Genomic DNA, 18,328 nt, shown 5'->3' with positions numbered 1-18,328 from the left:
ACCGCAGATAAGCATAACATGCTAAAAAGTAACGAAATTATTGTGTGAGCCGACCAAGCGCGTCGTGATGTGAAGGGAAGGCCGCGAGTTGCCTGGCAAGAAACTGGTCAATGTCGGGCAGATTTGCAAGCTGCAGTCCATCGAGTGACGCAACGAGCCTATCGTCGGCTGGAAAGGTTCCATAGCCGGCAAAAAGACAGTGCCAAGACAAAGCACTGTAATATCGGCTTATGCCAAGGCGGTGAACTTCCGCGGCCAGATCCGCACCGCTGAACCATGCCGTCATCAGCGCCTTGAGGTTATCCGACAAGGCGTCGTTGCTCGCATTGTCGCGCCAATATGCAGAGTCATGCCGCTGGTTCATGCGGTAATGGGCAACGATGTAATCGCGAATTCCCTCAATGCGCCCCGCCAGACTTGAATTGAGTTCATCAGCAAACTGGTTTGTCATTCCGCCATTTTCAAATGCATCGATAAACCCTTCGACCGTGGCTTGCACAATATGCAGTGCGGTCGCTTCAAGCGGTTCGATGAAGCCTTGTGAAAGGCCAACGGCAAGGCAGTTGCCCACCCAGCATCGCTCAAGTCGACCGACACGCATTTTCAGATGCCGGGCTGGCACGTCGCTGTCCAACAGGCCGAGATGCTGCCGAAGCTCCGTCTCTGCCGCATCGGCATCAAGATAACGCGACGAATAAACATAACCATTGCCCGCCCGATTGGTCAGCGGAATGCGCCACGCCCAGCCAGTCGACAATGCAGTCGCCCGTGTTTCGCTCGGGATATCGCCTTCGTCATTTGGTGTCGGCATGGCGACGGCTGAATCGTTGAGCAGATTATCGCCAAAGGAGATGAACCGTTGCTTCAGCGCCTTTTGAACGATGGTCCCGCCAAAACCGCTGCAATCGACGAAGAAATCGCCAGCAATCACCTCGTCATTTTCCGTGGCCAGATGCACCACATTGCCCGCGTCATCGATCTGCACATGGCGCACAGTGCGTTCGAGATGCGTAACACCAAGCTTGCCTACTGCGTGGTCGCGCAAGGTGCGCCCGACAAAAGTGGCGTCAAAATGATAGCCATAGCCGATGGCATAGGGAAAGTCGGTCGCGGCGACAGGGGCGCGCTTTTCGGCTGCTAATCGGGCAGGCAAAAAGAAACGGTCGGGATGGGCCTCCACATTGCGCCCGGTCCGCCGCGCACGGGTCTGAAAGAAAAACTGGCTGTCGGTAAAATGATCAAGCCCTGTGTGAAAGGGATGGAAATAACTTTCGAACCCCGGGCGTTCTGACCAACCATGAAAGCTGATGCCGGCTTTGTACGTAGCGTTGCATTTCGGCATCCAGTCGGATTCAGCCAGGCCAAGCGTATCGAAAAATGCCTTTAATTGCGGCGTTGAACCTTCGCCGACGCCAATGATGCCAATGTCAGGCGACTCAACGACAATGATCTCATGCTGCGGCCATTTTTTGGCAAGCAGGCACGCCGCCATCCAGCCCGCCGTCCCGCCGCCCAATATGACAAAGCGAAGCTCTCCATCTGCCATTAAAAGTCCCGAAGCATCCAACCGAAAATATCATCAAGCCGCGCTGCCCAGGCATTTTCCTCATGCGGGGTTCCGGGATATGTTGTGCTCTTAAAATCCCGTCCCTTCTTCCACTTATGCGCGACCAATGCGGCGTCAAGGGCGTCTTGATAGGGCTGATAAAAGGCATCCAGCGTTTCTGTGCCATGGTCAAACCAAATTCGTCGGCCGTCCGGCTTTCCCAGATTCAATTTTACATATTTATGCCAAGCTGAGATTATGTCTTGCCGCTCGGATTCCGACCAATTGGGATCGCCAAGCGGCAAATGGGTAGACACCGCGCCTGCAGTGCCAAAGACCTCTGGATATTTGGTAATCGCATAAAGCGAAATAAGCCCGCCCATGCTCGACCCGGCGATGGCGGTATATTTGCGTCCCGACTTGGTGCGAAACATCCGGTCGATTTGCGGCTTTAGCTCGGTCACGATGAACCGCAGATAGTCTTCGGCGATCATAGGCTTTCCATTGCCTTGGGCCTCCAGCTTCTGGCGCGTTGCGGGCGATACATGTTCCAGCATTGGACGCGGGAAATATTGCCGTCCGCGGTCTGCCCCGGGTTGGTCGATACCGACGATGATGAAGGGCGCGACCTGGCGCGAAGCAATGAGGCGCAGCGCTGATTTATCCGCTGCCCAGACCTTGTTGAAGTTTGATCGTTTCGGATCGAACAGGTTTTGGCCATCATGCATATAGATGACGCCATAACGGCGCTTGCTTGAATCATATCCGGGCGGGAGCCAGACGACAATTTTCGGCGGTGCGATCTGAGTTGCTGTTGCCACTGAGCCGAGGTCGACAAAACGCCCTTGCTCCTGGGCCCTCAATTGCGTGGGCGAGCCAAACGACAGCGCCATCAGCAGCATCGTCAGGGCTGCCATCAGCGGGCGGCGGCCCGGCATGGTTATTTGTCCTCGACAAGGCGGATGGCAAAGCCGCCGCCCGGTGCAATCCGCATCGTCAGGGCATCGGTGCTCACCAGCGTTTTGCGTTCGATAGCAATCGAATGCCGCTTTTCGGTACGATAATCCGCATCATCACCATCGCGATAAATCTCTGCGGTATATTTTTTGCCTGGGGTGAGGAAGTCGAGGTTAAAGTTCACCGTCCGCGCTTCTTCGTCGCCGACCGCGCCGATATACCAGTTCTTGCCGCCGCGTTCCTTACGCGCAATAGTCACAAAATCCCCAATTTCGCCGTTCAGCACGCGTGTCTCTTCCCAATCGGTTGGCACGTCGCGGATGAACTTCATGGGTTCAGGATATTTTGCGTAATTTTCGGGTGTGTCGGCCACCATTTGAACGGGTGAGTAGATGACAACATAAAGCGCCAACTGCTTTGCGATGGTCGACAATATGTTGCTGTCGCGTTCCCCCTTCAGGCTCAGTATGCCGGGCGTGAAGTCCATTGGGCCTTCTAACATGCGCGTAAAAACGACATTGGCTTCATGCTCTGGCGGGTTTTTGCCACCCCATGCATTATATTCCATCCCGCGCATCCCCTCGCGGGCCACCCAATTTGGATAGGTGCGGTGCAAGCCAGTACCCTTGACAGGTTCATGGCTGTCGATGCCGATTTTGTATTTCGCCGCAGCTTCAAGAACGCGCAGTTGGTGGTTCACCATCCATTGGCTTTGATGCCATTCGCGATATTTTCTACCGTCGGCTTCCTCGCGTTCCATTTGTCCAGCGTCTGTAACATAGCCCGTTTTGACGACCATATAATTGTGATCGGCGGCAAATTTGAACGCCTTGTCAAACTGGTTTTCATAATGCGTGGCTGCGCCTCCGGTCTCATGGTGGCCGATAAGGCGAACCCCCTTTTTCTTGCCATACGCAACGAGCATATCGACGTCGAAATCTTCGGTTGGCTGCGCAAAATCCATGTCGTGACCATTTCCGAACCAGTCGCCGTCCCAGCCAATGTTCCAGCCTTCGACCAACACGTGCGGGATTTTGTTCTCGGCCGCAAAATCGATGTAGCGTTTGACGTTAACATTGGTCGCGCCATGCTTTGGCCCGCGCGCCCAACTCCATTCGCCCTTGATCATGTTCCACCAGACACCGGCAAATTTGCCCGGCTTGATCCAGCTGACATCGCCAAGCTTATTGGGTTCATTAAGGTTGAGCATGAGGTGGCTGTGGTAGATACCCGACGCATCATCCGCGATGATCAGCGTGCGCCATGGTGTGTTCCAGGCGCCTTTCTTCTGAACCTTGGGTTCGCCAGCGCTCGGATGAAGAGCCGCGCGCAAGGTGTTGCCCTCGGTCCTTGCGACCGCCATGCCCGAGTAATCAACCAACGCCGCCTCATGCAAAGCGACATGCGTGCCATCGCCAAATTTGATCGTCACGGGCGTGTCCGCGTTCGCCACCGCCGACAGCGGTGTTTTGTTGTAGAGATATTCCTCGCGGTTCCACAGAAACGCCGGCTTCCACCACGCAGTTCCGTCATTGGCAAACGCAAATTCGGTCAGCTCTTCGGCAATATTGGCTTGGGCAAGATTTGGCTGGTCGGGAAATTCATAGCGAAAACCAACGCCGTCATCATATAGCCGGAAAGCGACGGTGAAGCCGCGCGCCAGCGTCGTTGTTTCTTTGAGATGGATCTTAAGTTCGCGATAATTGTTGCGGATATTTTTCCATTCGCCCCATGGCTGAGTCCACGTCTCATCAAAATCACGCGTTTCCTGTCCCGCCAAGGCAAGCCGGCGGTCGATTTTTACAGTGTCTGTAAACAGAAAGCCAAGCTTGGATGGTGCGAGGACTGGCTTGCCCTTGCGCGTGACAGCGTAGGCAACGCGGCCATCGCCATCGATGGTGATATCGACCTTGACCGTTCCATTTGGTGAAGTAGCGGACGCGACAGACTGCGCGCGCGCCGCAAACGGCATGAACAACGCGCTTATGGCGATCACGCCGAGCAAAGCCCGGTTTGCGGCGCCGTGGTTGCCCTTGCGCGAGCTGATTATGGCGGGAGTCATGCAATTTTCTCCATGATTTGGGCAGCAAAAGCGGGAAGCATCTGGGGCGCTGCGTCATTGACAGACGTCAACATTCTCCACCTGTCAGGCTGGGCCGGTTGCCAGCTAACGGCTTCGCTGCCCATATTGAATGCACAGATCAGATGCTGATGTGGACTGCGGCGTTCGAAAACGAGCAAGTCACCCCGTGCCTCGATGATTTGCAGATCACCGTTTTGCAGAGCTTCGTTGGCATTGCGGGTTGCGATTAGACGCTTCGTCAATGCAAGCATGGATTGCGGGTCAGCTTCTTCAAGGTCCACGGCCATAAAGCGATGGTCCGCACCCAGCGGAAGCCACGGTTCTGCACTGCTGAATCCGCAATTTTCGGCCTCTGCGCTCCATGGCATGGGTGTGCGTGTGCCGTCGCGGCTTAAGGTTAACGGCCAGTTGGCAATGGCTTCTGGATCCTGCAATTTATCGAACGGGATATCGACCTGCGTTAGGCCAAGCTCTTCGCCTTGCCAGAGGATGACGTTGCCGCGCAGCGAAATGAACAGCATCATTACCATCGCCGCATAAGCTTGGCGCGCATCAGCTGGTGCCCAGCGGCTAATCCACCGCGGGGCGTCATGGTTGGAAAACGCCCAGCTTGGCCAACCAACGCCCGCGTCGTCCGGCCATCCTTCCACAGCTTCGCGAACCAACGCTGGTGTAAGCTGCTCAGCGTACAGGAAGTTGAACCCGTAGGCGCTGTTAAAATGGCGATCGCCAGCTGTGAAAGCCTTCATCTCGCGATCAGGTTCAGCGCCGCCCACTTCAGCTACCGAGAAACGGCCCGGATATTTGTCCATCAGTGTGCGCAAACGGGCAATGAACCTAGGAATATCGGGATGCGATTGGTTGTGGACCTTCAACTGGAAATCAAACGGCCGCGTACGCAGGCCGTTGCCGGATGGGGCAGGCGGATTGTTCCTTAAATCCGGGTCATGCATTGCAAAATTGATGGCATCGACACGGAAACCGTCCACCCCGCGGTCAAGCCAGAACTGCGCAACACCAAGCATGGCGTCTTGCACGACTGGATTGTGCATGTTGATCTGGGGCTGGCTGCTCAAGAAATTGTGCATATAATATTGGCCGCGCCGTGCATCCCATGTCCAGGCAGGACCGCCAAATACCGACTGCCAGTTATTGGGCGGCGAACCGTCGGCTTTTGGATCCGCCCAGACATACCAGTCCGCACGCGCATTATCGCGGCTCGACCGGCTTTCGGCAAACCACGCATGCTGGTCGGACGTGTGCGAATATACCTGGTCAATCAAGACGTTCAGGCCAAGACTGTGCGCTTTTGCGATCAAATCGTCGAAATCGGACAATGTGCCAAAGATGGCGTCAACGCCGCAATAATCGGCCACATCATAGCCGAAATCCTTCATCGGCGAGGTGAAGAAGGGCGACAGCCATAAAGCATCGACACCAAGTGACGCGATATAATGCAGCTTGGACGTGATGCCCGGCAAATCACCGATGCCATCGCCGTTGGAGTCGCAGAAGCTCCGGGGATAGACCTGATATATGGTCGCACCGCGCCACCAAATTTGCCGTTGTGCCTGTACTGGGGAGGGTAATGTTTCAGTCATTTTACGGAGCAGATTACATAATCAAGCGGCTGTAAGGAGACGGACGCCGACCCGGGTGCATTTAAAACAGGGCAGGCGCCGTGGACGGATGCAAAGCTTGTAGAACGCGGATTAAGTTCGAAGTTTCCGGTTATTGGCTGGTCGCTGGTATTGGCGACAACCACAATTTCCTCGCCGCTCGCTTCATCGATACGGCTGAAGGCAAACAGGCCGGGCTTTTCGCCATGGTTGCGCACAATAGTGCTGCCGCGGCGCAACGCCGGTGACGCCAGCCTGATTTTCGATAGCTTGGCAATATGCTGATAAATCGGGTGATCCTGCGCATAATTGTCCTGCGCATGGCTGTTGCCGGTGCCAATTAGGTCATTATCGAGATAGACTTTGACCTTTGAGGCGAAATGCGTTTCGCGTGCATCCTGATCGCCGCCATCGCCCACAAAACCCTGTTCATCGCCCGAGTAGATGGTGGGGACACCGCGCATTGTAAACATCAGCGCGTGGCCGAGTTGAACGCGCTGAAGCAATTCTTCCTGACTGATCTCAGGCATGCGCTTTCGCAGGTTCGTTGAAAAACGTGCAATGTCGTGATTGCCCAAAAATGTCGGCATCCGTTTGGCCGAGGACGGTCCATCACGATAAAGCACATCATTGGCGATCAATCGGCTCAGCGCCTCTGGCCCGTTTTTGCCGCTCAGTGCCTCGACAACAGCCCAGGTGAACGCAAAATCGAGCGTGTTATATTGGTCCGTCCGGTTATAGCGCGCAAGCGTCGCGGTATCGACGCCGTCCACCATCACCTCGGCAAATATATGGAAGTTCGGGATGCCGCGCGCCTTTGCCCGCTTTTCCATCGCCGGAATAAACGCCTGCCAGAACTCGGAATTGACATGCTTCGATGTATCAATGCGAAAGCCGTCTACGCCAAAATCATCGATCCATTTTCCGAATACATCGATAAAACCACGCACGACGCGGGGGTTTTCGGTGGCAACATCATCCAACCCGACGAAGTCGCCATACACGACGCTTTCGCCCTTCCAGTAGGAGTTACCGCGATTGTGGTAATAGCGGATGTCGTTCAGCCATGCGGGAACCTTCACATTTTCCTCGGCTTTCGGCACGAACGGTTGGTACGCAAAGTTTGTGTCAGTGAGCTTGGCGAAATTTTCATCTGTCTGGACGCTGTCGCCCGCAAAGCCCGGATTGATTGGCGCGCCAGTCACCCCGCCTTTGCGGGAATATGGATAGTCTGCGATGTTTCGGTAGGCGCAGTCGCCGGGACAATCGCGATATCGGATCACGTCCGCCGTGTGGTTAGCGACAATGTCCATATATACCTTCATACCGCGCTTGTGGGCAGCATCCACAAAGGCTTTAAACTCGGCATTGGTGCCAAAATGGGGATCGACCGATGTAAAATCGGTAATCCAATATCCGTGATAGCCAGCGCTTTCCTGACCAGGGCCGCCTTGAACGGGCTTGTTCTTGAATATGGGGGCAAACCAAATTGCAGTGATTCCAAGTGACTGGATATAGCCCAGTTTTTGAGTCAACCCCTTCAGGTCGCCGCCCTGATAAAATCCTTTATGGGTTGGATCGAACCCATGGTTCAACGGGCCACCTTTAAGGCCGCCTCTGTCATTTTTTGGATCACCATTGGCAAAGCGGTCGGGCAACACGAAATAAATGACCTCGTCTTCGGGCAACCGGTCGCGGTACGCTTGTGCGGCGAGGGGCGAGGCAAATGCGCTTACGAACAGGCTGGCTGCGATAACGAGCGACTTTGCTTTCATGGCATAGCTTTCTTATGGTCAAAGGCAGGGGCAGCACAACGCGCCGCGATATATTCGTGATGCGGGGGCATCTGGCCCGCCACATGATCCGCGTGGCGCGATGCGATGGCCAAAAACTCCGCCAGTTGTTCGGCGCTGAGGAGGTCGGCAAGCGGGCTATAGCTTTCGGGCCGCAATCCTTGACCCCACATGACCTGAAGCCAGCCAAGTTCAGTGAACAGTTCGTCATTGAACCGCAATATCCGGCCATTGGTTCGGAACAGGTCCATCTTTTCGGCCAGACTGTCGGGAATGTCCATTTCGCGGCATCGTTTCCAAAATATCCCGGGACGATTAGTCGCCTTGTAATGAAGGATGATGAAATCTCGGATGGCGTGGAATTCAAAATCCATGCGCGCGTTAAACGCGTCGATGTCGGGCTGATGGAAGCCTGAAGAAGGAAAAAATTCGAGCAGCTTGGCAATTCCGGTCTGGATCAGATGGATGCTGGTCGATTCCAATGGCTCAAGAAAACCACTGGATAAACCGAGCGCTACGCAGTTATGCTTCCAGATATGCCGCCGCTTGCCGGTCACAAAACGAAGCTGTCGGGGTTCGGCCAGTGGTTCACCATCCAGAGTTGACAGCAAAGTGTCCGTCGCATCGGCGTCGCTGACAAAATCGCTGCAATAGACATAACCATTACCCGTCCGGTGTTGGAGCGGGATACGCCATTGCCACCCGGCCTCGCGCGCCGTCGATCTTGTATAGGGCGTCAACGGATCAACCGAAGCACACGGGACAGCCACGGCACGGTTGCAAGGTAGAAAGTTAGACCAGTCCTCATATCCGCTCTGCAGTGCGTCTTCGATCAGCAGTCCCCGAAAGCCTGAGCAGTCAATGAACAGATCGCCTGCAACAACTTCGCCTGAATTCAGAGTCAGACTTTCAATATGGCCGCTTTCAGGATGAACCGACACGCCGGCGATGCGGCCTTCGCTTCGGACCACACCACGCGCCTCGGCATATTTGCGTAGGAACGCTGCATATAATCCGGCGTCAAAATGATAGGCATATCCAACGCCGCTGGGAAGACCACCGGGATTTTCCTGCGGCCGCCCAAAGCGGTTCCGCGCAGCTGCAATGGCAGTGGGGGCATAGTCCCACAGTGAAGATTTTCCGCCCATTTGGTGATGACGCAACCAATATTGATGGAACGGCAACAGTCCAAGCGGCCGCCCGACTCCGCCAAAGGCGTGCAAATAACGATGTCCGGGTTCGGACCAGTCGACAAATTCAATACCGAGTTTGAACGAGCCTTGCGTTGCGCGCACAAATTCGTTTTCGTCAATGCCGAGGCTTTGGTTGAACAACTGGATGGCGGGGATTGTAGCTTCGCCGACGCCGACTGTGCCAATCTCCTCAGATTCGATGAGACGGACGTTGTAATCCGGACCAAGAAAGCGGGCGAATGCAGACGCGGCCATCCATCCGGCCGTTCCCCCTCCTGCAATCACGATGTTTTTGAGCGACCTGCGCATCATCCCCACTCAAGACAAAAAAAGCCCCCGCCACGTCAGGTCAAACCTTTACATGGCGGGGGCCCTTGTTAGTGCATCAGAACTTGTAGTTAAAGCCAGCCAAGAAGCGACGACCGTATATCTGGTAATCGATCACTTGGTTGCGGCTCGCGCCGACTGAGGCAAAGCGTTCGTCCGTCAGGTTTTGGCCCTGCAGATAGAGCGACAGACCCTGCAACGCGCTGCCATCCTGGAAGTCATAGCCAATCTGGCCATCGACAATCATTTCGGCAAGCGCTGTGCGCCGCGTCGGTGAGCCACCAAAGCCAGTGAAGTCACCAAGGAAGGTCGAACGGTAACGCACTGAACCGCGTGCATTGAAACCCCACTTCTCAAAATAGGCTGTGCCGTTGGCGACCCATTTCGAATAGCCAGGGATCTGGTCGACATTGCCGCCCGCGTCCTTGATTTTCGTCTTGGTGTACCCAACGCCGCCGGTCACGCCAAAGCCGTCAAGCGCTTCGCTGAAGTTGCTGAATGGCAAGGTTACGGCCAGTTCGCCACCATAGAGCTTACCGCCGCCAGTGTTAAACGACGACTCCAAACGACCAATTAGCGTTGCTGGCGGAAGGCCAGTCGGCAATGGGTAGCCATCAAAGTCGAACGGGAACCGAGTCCGGTCAATGTAGCTCTTGATGTCTTTATGGAACAGCTGGATGGAAATGAGACCCGACTGGCCGAAATATTTTTCAAAGTTCAAATCAAATGCATTGGCACGATAAGGACGAAGCTGGGGGTTGCCGCCATTGCCGTCGATGAACGGTGCAACACCTGTCGGGCTGTTCGCGACAACATTGCTGATGTCGTATGATACTGCCACGCGCAAATCGTCCAAACGGGGGCGCTGAATTTGACGCGAGGCAGCGAAGCGGATGACGAAATCACTGTCAAAACGCATCGACAGGTTCAGGCTTGGCAAAACGTCCCAATAATTTGCGCTCGCACTGACCTGCCTGGGAACACCCCTTGCAAATACCGTGCCCGAAGAACCTTGATCGGTATGTATGGCTTGGACGCCAATGTTGCCCGTAAGCGTGCCGCTGCCCATTTCCTGTTCGATATCTGCCTGGAGATAGGCAGTCATCAGATCTTCGGAGACACGGAAGGCTTTGGCAGGGATGTCAGGTGAAGTGTTGCGTTCCAGAACGAGCGTACCATCCGCAATCAAATCCCGTGCATCATAGCTCACAATCGGGCCAAGACCGAGATAGCCCAGATTGGTTGGACGAAGCAACGCACCAGCAGGAATTGGGAGTTCCAACGCTCCGCCACGCAAACGAACAAGAGATTCATCTGGTGTCAGGCTTTTGCCGCGATCCGTGTAGTTCAAACCAAATTTGATCGCTGAGAAAAAGCCATCGACTTCTTTTTCAACGCCAACGCGATACTGCTTTAGCTCATCTTCAACGATGCGATTATTATAGTAACCCGCCTGCGGAACGGTGCCGCCGCCCCAGCCAAGCGGATCGGTCAGCTTAATGAGGGCAGGGTTGCTGTAGTCCAATGTTGGGCTAAACACGGTGCCTGACGGACCAGAGGTAAAACGGATGGTGTCTGTTGCGCCAAGGGGTTGACCAAAGCCAGTTCCCGAATAGGCTTCAATGCTCAACTCATTTCGGTCCGTTTTCGAATAGCCCACGTCGATAAAGGCTTTCCAGCCATCATCACCTTTATACTCTGCGTTATAGCCGAACGAATAAAGATCAGCCTTACGCTCGAAGATATCGTTGCGAACGACACCTTGGACATTGTTGAACGTACCGGCGGTTACAAACCCGTCTGATACAGTTGCCGTTGCCGGATTGAACGTTGTACCAAATGCACCGAAGCCTAATGGCAACTCTATGCCACGCTTGGACTGATCATCCTTGAAGTTGGAATAGAAGGCATCAAACGTCATGCGCACCGTGTCGGATGCCTGATATTGCACCGTGCCATTCAATCCAAGGCGCTTGAGCTGCGTAGATGTCACATACGACTTCGATCCACCGATGACTGCTGGCGACGCCGCAGTGCCAGATCCTGCATAGCCCCATGCGTTGAATTCCTGGAGCTGGTAGGGTTCATCTACATATGATACCGACAATGCGACGCCGATCGTGTCATCGGCAAACTGGTCGATGAAGGTAGCGTTGGCGCGATATCCATATTTTTTGGAACCGGCGTTCAATGCGCCCAAGTCAGCGTAGGAGCCGCGCGCGCCAACGGCGAGGACGGACTTGCCATAATCAAGCGGCCGAACCGTGCGAATGTCGATAGTTCCGACGAGGCCCTGACCAACAAGCGATGCAGTTGGCGATTTGTATATAACGACCTGGCTGACGATCTCCGAAGGATATTGGTCAAACTCGACGGCGCGGTTATCGCCGGTTGACGTCTGCTCGCGCCCGTTAAGCGTGGTCTGTGAGAAGTCAGGACCAAATCCGCGGATCGAGATGTTGTTCGAACGGCCGTTCAGACGCTGCGACGTAACGCCAGGCAGGCGGGCAATGGATTCACCGATGGAAGCATCGGGCAACTTGCCGATATCCTCGGCCGAAACAGATTCAACAATCTGGTCGTTGTTCTTCTTTTCGTTAACTGCGTTTTCCAGCGATGCACGGAAGCCGGAAACGACGATGACGTCGTCTTCGCTTTCAGCGGGCGGCGCGTCTTGCGCGAATGATGGCGCGGCAAATGCTGCAACCAATGCAGCACCGAGCGCAAGGCGGCTTGCCCCATGCCCAAATTGGCGTGCTGAATTAAAATGGAACTTGCCCATGTTTCACTCCCCTAAATGGCTCCGTCCTATTTTGGGGACGATAACCCGCTTCGTTGAACATCCGACGAAAATTCAGATGCTTTGATTATGATGTTAAAATGCGCTGCATCTTCGGAATTGACCACGAATCCACATACGTATTCAAAATATGCAGCCGCGACTGTGGCGTATTTGCCACATCCGCGTCGATTGAGAACACGCAAACCCTTGTCCTAAGCGATTTCCGGTTCGGTTGCGCTCACTGCGCTTTCCATCTACTTTGGCCGCGGGAGTTGGAAAGGCGCTGACCAGCCATGGCGGGTAAAGCCACATCATTTGATATCGCCCAGCTTGCGGGCGTTTCGCAGCCCACGGTGTCGCGTGCATTGCGCGGAAGCCCGACCGTATCCGAACAAACGCGCCTGCGCATTGAAGCGATAGCGCAACAGCTGAACTATAAAGTCGATAAAAACGCATCCAACTTGCGGTTGCAGGAGACGCGGACGCTTGCCTTGCTGTTTTTTGAAGAGCCTTCGCTCGACGACACCGGTATTAACCCGTTCTTTCTTTCGATGCTCGGTTCTTTGACGCGGACCTGCGCCCAACGCGGGTATGACTTGCTGATATCCTTTCAGCAATTATCAGCCAATTGGCACGTCGATTATGAAGACAGCCGAAAGGCCGATGGTATTATCTTGCTTGGCTATGGCGACTATGAACTTTACCGTGCCAAGCTTGAAAAGCTTGTCGAGCAAGGCACGCATTTTGTCCGGTGGGGCTTTGCCCAAGAAGGCCAGCCCGGCACGACCATCGGCTGCGATAATTTTCGTGGCGGTATAGATGCTGCGCGGCATTTATTGCAGCATGGCCGCCGTCACATCGCCTTTTTAGGTGATGCCAGCAGCCATTATCCCGAATTTCAGGACCGATATCGTGGGTTATGCGAGGCTCACGGCGGCGAGGGGATCATTGCAAATCCCAGATTGCAGATTGACGCCCTCAATGCGCAGGAAGCCGGATATCAGGCAGCGATGCAGCTTATCGACAGTGGCGAGACATTCGATTCTATTTTTACTGCAAGCGACACGATCGCCATTGGCGCCATGCGGGCATTGCGCGAACGCGGATTGGATATCCCAGGCGACGTCGCGATAATCGGTTTCGACGATATTCCGGCAGCTAGTCTGACGCACCCGCCATTGACAACCATTCAACAAGATTATCGTCTAGCAGGCGAAGTCCTCGTTGATGGCGTATTGAAGCAAATCCGTAACGAGCAAGCGCCAACAGCGGTGTTGCCGGCAAAACTTATCATTCGCGAGTCCTGCGGATCGCACCGCTAGTCTGGTGCCTTATACGTATGCGTAGCGTCGAAACGTGCGTCGGAGCATTGCGGCGTCCTTCGTATTCTGCCAGCCTCAAGCCATAAAAATATGAGGGAGAGCGTAATGGAAAAGCCGCGTCAGGGCTTTTGGGGGCTGTGGAATATCAGCTTTGGTTTCTTTGGGATTCAAATTGGCTTTGCGTTGCAAAATGCGAACATGTCCCGGATATTCCAATCCTTGGGCGAAAGCCTCGACAATTTGACCGTCTTATGGATTGCTGCACCTTTGACGGGGCTGTTGGTGCAACCCATCATCGGCCACATGAGCGACCGGACATGGTTGGGTCGGCTTGGACGTCGGCGGCCCTATTTTCTGGCAGGGGCAGTTTTGGCCTCCCTCGCTCTGGTCATCATGCCATTGTCGCCCGCCTTGTGGTTTGCCGCGGGAATGCTGTGGATTTTGGACGCATCGATAAATGTTTCGATGGAACCGTTCAGGGCGTTCGTCGGCGATATGTTGCGCAAGGACCAGCATACAGCCGGTTACTCGCTTCAAACCGCTTTCATCGGTGCTGGCGCGGTTGTTGGTTCGATTTTCCCATGGATGCTTGATCATCTGGGCGTAGCCAATGAAGTCGCCGGTGGCGGCATTCCCGACACCGTAAAATACAGCTTCTGGTTCGGCGGACTTGTCTATCTGATTTCCGTCCTATGGACCGTATTGACGACACAGGAATACAGCCCGGAAGAATTGCGCGCCTTTGATGGCGACAGTCAATCGGACGGTCAGTCGACGCTTCGGGCGTTGGCGGCGCGTTCACCCACCAGCGCCGTTGTCTGGATCGGCGCTGGTATCGCTGTTGCGCTGCTGGTTTTGGTGACTGGTCTTGAAAAGGAAATGTATCTGCTTGGCGCATTGTTGGCCGCATATGGCGTCGCAAGCATCATCGCCATCAATCTTGCCAAAAGTGGGCGCGGTAACAATATGCTGAGCGATATTGTGGGCGACTTTTCTGGTATGCCCGATATTATGAAAAAACTCGCGGTGACACAGTTTTTCAGCTGGTCTGCCTTGTTCATCATGTGGATCTATACCACTCCAGTCGTCGCCCAATATGCATTTGGTTCAAGCGACCCCGCGTCTGCCGCTTATAATGCCGGAGGCAACTGGGTGGGTATATTGTTTGCCGTCTACAATGGCGTCGCGGCGTTGGCTGCTCTATTCCTGCTGCCCGTCATGGCGCGGACAGTTGGCAAGGTGCGTACGCATGTCATTTGCTTGCTAGCCGGTTCTGCTGGATTTGCTGCGTTTATCTTTTTGCGTGATCCGCAGATGCTGTTGATTGCCGAAATCGGCATTGGCATAGCTTGGGCGTCAATCCTCGCGATGCCTTACGCCATTTTGGCATCAAGCCTGCCGCAGCAAAAGCTTGGCATTTATATGGGGCTTTTTAATGTATTCATCGTTGTACCGCAGCTTTTGGTCGCAACCGCGATGGGCACGGTGTTGAAGCTTTATTTTCCGACAGAACCAATCTGGACAATGGCGTTTGCCGCAGCCGTGATGGCGCTCGCTGCGCTGGCTATGCTTCGCGTAAAAGAAGACGTGTCAAGCTGAGGGTTGCTCTTTCGCTTTCAGCTCCGCTTCAAGGCGGCGGGACACCGCTTCGGGCGAGCCGGTATATTTGGCAAGACGCGAGTAAATAAGCGGGATGAGCACCAGTGTGATTAGCGTTGCAAGGGTGACGCCAAAGACGATGACGACGCCGATTGCGGAACGAGCAGCGCCGCCAGCGCCTCCCGCAATGGCCAGCGGGATTGCGCCAAACACCGTTGCGATGGATGTCATGAGAATTGGCCGCAAGCGGCGGGCTGATGCCTGCTGAATGGCTTCGATGATTTCCATGCCTTCATCACGAAGCTGGTTTGCAAATTCAACGATCAAGATGCCGTTTTTCGCGGCTAATCCAACGAGCATGACGATACCAATTTGGCTGTAAAGGTTCAGAGTCATTCCTGTCAGGGCAAGACCGATGACGCCGCCGCCGACCGCCAATGGGACGGTCATGATAATGGTCATTGGATGAACGAAGCTTTCAAACTGCGCGGCCAATACAAGATAGACAAGCAGGATGGTCAGAAGGAAAACGAGGACAATCGATCCGCCTGTTTCCTTAAAAGCCTGACTCTCTCCGCGGTAACCGACGGCCAGCACTTCAGGCGATGCGGCGGCTTGTTCTTCAAGAAATGCGAGCGCTTCGCCCATGGAATAGCCCGGTGCCAAGCCACCCGACAATGTTATGGCACGCAGCTTGTTAAACCGGCCAAGGTCGCGTGCGCCCGCTGTCTCGGTATATTTTATCAGGTTGGCGAGCGATACGAGCGAGCCATCGCGCGTCCTCAACTGAATTGCCGCAAGGTTTTCGGGCGTTGCGCGGTCCTGTGCGTCAGCCTGAACGATGACACGATATTCTTCGCCACGGTCAACATAAGTCGACACGCGGCGCGACCCAAGCAGAGACTGCAGTGCCTGGCTGACATCGGCTACCGATATACCAAGATCGCCAGCGCGTGCCGTATCAACCTGAATTTCCATTTGTGGCTTGGTTTCCTTGTAGTCGGAATCCATGTTCACAATGCCGGGATTTTCACTCGCTGCGGCCAGAATGCGGTCGCGTGCCATGCTGAGCGATTCATAGGTCGACCCAGCAATAACGAAATTGACGGGTTGGCCGCGGCCTCGCCCGATGGATGATCGAACCGAAGCATTTCCGCGCACAGCAGGCAGCTCTGATAATATCTTGTTAACTTGGGCGACAACGTCTTCGGTTTTCTCGGTACGCTCTTCCCAAGGCTTTAGAAAGACGATGAACGTTCCGCTGTTGAAGTCGTCGCTTGCAGAAAATCCGCCGGGCGTCCGTTGGATGACCGAACGGACAGTACCCTGCTTCAAAAGATTCACCATCGGCTCCGATGCTTGAAGCATATATTTGTCCATCGCTTCGAAACTCGTGCCCTCAGGGGCAGAAATATTGGCGCTCAAAATGCCAATGTCTTCAGCCGGTGCCAATTCCGACTGCAAAGTTGTGAACAGAAAACCGGCGACCAAAAGGAAGCCAAGCACTCCAATCGATGCAAGCAAAGGCTTTGCGATGACTCTCGAAAGGAGGTTCGCATAGCGTTGCTCAAGCCGCTGGAACTTGTCGTCCACATATTGTGCAACGCGGCCCCGCTCCTCTTGCTTAAGCAGTTTGGAACACAGCATCGGGGCGAGGCTAAGCGCCACAAAGCCTGAAAACGCAATCGCTGCAATCATCGCGCCCGCAAGCTCACGGAACAGCAAGCCGGTTTGACCGGCAAGGAACATCACGGGCACAAACACGGCGCAAACTACAATTGTTGTAGATACCACGGCAAAGGCGACCTGCCGCGTGCCTGTGACCGCCGCGACCAAGGGCGGTTCACCTTGTTCGATGCGGTGATAGACATTTTCGAGCACAACAATGGCGTCGTCGACGACAAGCCCGATGGCCAGCACAAGCGCAAGTAATGTCAGCAAGTTGATTGAAAACCCGAACAGCCAAAGCACCGCAAAAGTTGCAAGCAGACAAATGGGCACGGTCACAGCTGGAATAATTGTCGCCCGCCAGCTACCCAAAAACAGAAAAATAACGAGAACCACAAGCGCTGCGGCCTCAGCCAAAGTGACCCAGACGCCGCTAATGGCCTTGCTGATGAACAGCGAGTCATCCGAGCCGACTGAAATCGTCATCCCCTGCGGCAGCGAAGGCTTAATTTGCTCGGCAAGGTCCTTGGCGCCCTCTGCCACCGCTAAAGTATTCGCCCCTGATTGTCGGACAATGCCCATGCCAAGAGCGGACTCGCCATTCAGGCGAAAGGCGGCGTATGGATTTTCCGGACCTGTTTCGACGCGGGCCACATCGGAGAGCCTAGTCAACGACCCATCGGCACCGCGCGCGACGATGAGTTGACGAAACTCTGCTTCATCGCCGAAAGGGCGGCTGACCCGCAGCGTCACATTTTGATCGGTCGATTCAAGCCTGCCAGCGGGCAGTTCCACATTCTGGCTGCGCAGGGCATTTTCAATGTCCAGCGGCGTGAGGCCCAAAGCTGCCAAGCGGTCGGGTTGAAGCCATATCCGCATCGATGGCCTTGCTTCGCCGCCTACAAAAACACGCGCCACACCGTCAATCGAAGAAAACCTGTCGACCAGGTTGCGGTCGACATAGTCGCTCAGTTCAAGGCGCGACCAACCAGGCTTTGAAACGACGAGGAACAATATGGGCGACGCATCTGCGTCAACTTTGCGCACTTCGGGCGGCAGCGCCTCCTCAGGCAGATCGTCGGCCGCCCCCCCGACGCGATCGCGCACATCATTGGCTGCACTGTCAACGGTGCGGCCCGGGGCAAATTCGATTGTTATGTCCGATTGCCCGTCGCGCGATCGGGACGTGATGGTTTGAATGCCCTCAATACCTGCAAGCGAATTTTCGAGGACCTGAGTGACCCGTGATTCGACAACACTGGCTGCGGCACCGGTGTAGGCTGTGCCCACCGACACAATGGGGGGTTCAGTGTCCGGATATTCGCGGACAGGTAAGCTTATAAAACCGACAACACCCACAAGCACCATCAAGATAGCAAGAACGGCGGCAAAAACGGGTCTGCGAACTGAAATATCGGAAAGGGTCATTTCAGATCTGC

10 protein-coding genes are annotated in these 18,328 nt (G+C 54.8%); 2 read left to right on the top strand and 8 right to left on the bottom strand.

From position 1 onward, the window contains the following. Nucleotides 1-37: 37 nt before the first annotated feature. From ACLL9E_RS09660 to ACLL9E_RS09630, 7 genes are all read right to left on the bottom strand, one after another. A complete protein-coding gene (locus ACLL9E_RS09660; protein ID WP_411291519.1) occupies nt 38-1,546 on the bottom strand; it encodes a tryptophan halogenase family protein in 1,509 nt (502 codons plus the stop codon). Next, nucleotides 1,546-2,484, bottom strand: coding sequence for an alpha/beta hydrolase (locus ACLL9E_RS09655; protein WP_411291518.1), 939 nt, complete (start codon nt 2,482-2,484; stop codon nt 1,546-1,548). Before ACLL9E_RS09655 ends, ACLL9E_RS09660 begins: the two co-directional genes overlap by 1 nt. Nucleotides 2,485-2,486: 2 nt before the next feature. Then, entirely contained in the window at nt 2,487-4,565 is a 2,079-nt protein-coding gene (locus ACLL9E_RS09650; protein WP_411291517.1) for a glycoside hydrolase family 97 protein, read from the bottom strand. After that, nucleotides 4,562-6,187 (bottom strand): alpha-amylase family glycosyl hydrolase, encoded by a 1,626-nt coding sequence (locus ACLL9E_RS09645; RefSeq protein WP_411291516.1) that lies wholly within the window; start codon nt 6,185-6,187, stop codon nt 4,562-4,564. The genes ACLL9E_RS09650 and ACLL9E_RS09645 overlap by 4 nt, the downstream gene beginning before the upstream one ends. Continuing rightward, nucleotides 6,184-7,980 (bottom strand): alpha-amylase family glycosyl hydrolase, encoded by a 1,797-nt coding sequence (locus ACLL9E_RS09640; protein ID WP_411291515.1) that lies wholly within the window; start codon nt 7,978-7,980, stop codon nt 6,184-6,186. Before ACLL9E_RS09640 ends, ACLL9E_RS09645 begins: the two co-directional genes overlap by 4 nt. Beyond that, nucleotides 7,977-9,500: a tryptophan halogenase family protein gene (locus ACLL9E_RS09635; protein WP_411291537.1), complete on the bottom strand. Its 1,524-nt coding sequence runs from the start codon at nt 9,498-9,500 to the stop codon at nt 7,977-7,979. Before ACLL9E_RS09635 ends, ACLL9E_RS09640 begins: the two co-directional genes overlap by 4 nt. 76 nt (nt 9,501-9,576) lie before the next feature. After that, nucleotides 9,577-12,300 carry a TonB-dependent receptor gene (locus tag ACLL9E_RS09630; RefSeq protein WP_411291514.1) on the bottom strand — a complete coding sequence of 908 codons (2,724 nt, stop codon included), beginning with the start codon at nt 12,298-12,300 and terminating at the stop codon, nt 9,577-9,579. 293 nt (nt 12,301-12,593) lie between these two features. Between ACLL9E_RS09630 and ACLL9E_RS09625 the strand changes: the two genes are divergently transcribed. Next, nucleotides 12,594-13,622: a LacI family DNA-binding transcriptional regulator gene (locus ACLL9E_RS09625; protein ID WP_411291513.1), complete on the top strand. Its 1,029-nt coding sequence runs from the start codon at nt 12,594-12,596 to the stop codon at nt 13,620-13,622. 105 nt (nt 13,623-13,727) lie between these two features. Continuing rightward, nucleotides 13,728-15,221, top strand: coding sequence for an MFS transporter (locus ACLL9E_RS09620; RefSeq protein ID WP_411291512.1), 1,494 nt, complete (start codon nt 13,728-13,730; stop codon nt 15,219-15,221). On the opposite strand, the gene ACLL9E_RS09615 is transcribed toward ACLL9E_RS09620, so the two are convergent. Beyond that, on the bottom strand, nt 15,213-18,317 hold the full coding sequence (locus ACLL9E_RS09615; RefSeq protein WP_411291511.1) for an efflux RND transporter permease subunit: 3,105 nt from the start codon (nt 18,315-18,317) through the stop codon (nt 15,213-15,215). The genes ACLL9E_RS09620 and ACLL9E_RS09615 overlap by 9 nt on opposite strands. Nucleotides 18,318-18,328: the final 11 nt, after the last annotated feature.

Origin of the sequence: Sphingorhabdus sp., from assembly GCF_046596595.1 — a bacterium.
Lineage (GTDB): Bacteria > Pseudomonadota > Alphaproteobacteria > Sphingomonadales > Sphingomonadaceae > Sphingorhabdus_B.
Note: the sequence above shows the minus strand (reverse complement) of the source record. Positions and strands in the feature narration are given on the sequence as shown.

Excerpts from the sequence above, each read along its gene's own strand:
- ACLL9E_RS09660 (WP_411291519.1), bottom strand. The coding sequence starts at position 1,546 with ATGGCAGATGGAGAGCTTCGCTTTGTCATATTGGGCGGCGGGACGGCG.
- ACLL9E_RS09655 (WP_411291518.1), bottom strand. The coding sequence starts at position 2,484 with ATGCCGGGCCGCCGCCCGCTGATGGCAGCCCTGACGATGCTGCTGATG.
- ACLL9E_RS09650 (WP_411291517.1), bottom strand. The coding sequence starts at position 4,565 with ATGACTCCCGCCATAATCAGCTCGCGCAAGGGCAACCACGGCGCCGCA.
- ACLL9E_RS09645 (WP_411291516.1), bottom strand. The coding sequence starts at position 6,187 with ATGACTGAAACATTACCCTCCCCAGTACAGGCACAACGGCAAATTTGG.
- ACLL9E_RS09640 (WP_411291515.1), bottom strand. The coding sequence starts at position 7,980 with ATGAAAGCAAAGTCGCTCGTTATCGCAGCCAGCCTGTTCGTAAGCGCA.
- ACLL9E_RS09635 (WP_411291537.1), bottom strand. The coding sequence starts at position 9,500 with ATGCGCAGGTCGCTCAAAAACATCGTGATTGCAGGAGGGGGAACGGCC.
- ACLL9E_RS09630 (WP_411291514.1), bottom strand. The coding sequence starts at position 12,300 with ATGGGCAAGTTCCATTTTAATTCAGCACGCCAATTTGGGCATGGGGCA.
- ACLL9E_RS09625 (WP_411291513.1), top strand. The coding sequence starts at position 12,594 with ATGGCGGGTAAAGCCACATCATTTGATATCGCCCAGCTTGCGGGCGTT.
- ACLL9E_RS09620 (WP_411291512.1), top strand. The coding sequence starts at position 13,728 with ATGGAAAAGCCGCGTCAGGGCTTTTGGGGGCTGTGGAATATCAGCTTT.
- ACLL9E_RS09615 (WP_411291511.1), bottom strand. The coding sequence starts at position 18,317 with ATGACCCTTTCCGATATTTCAGTTCGCAGACCCGTTTTTGCCGCCGTT.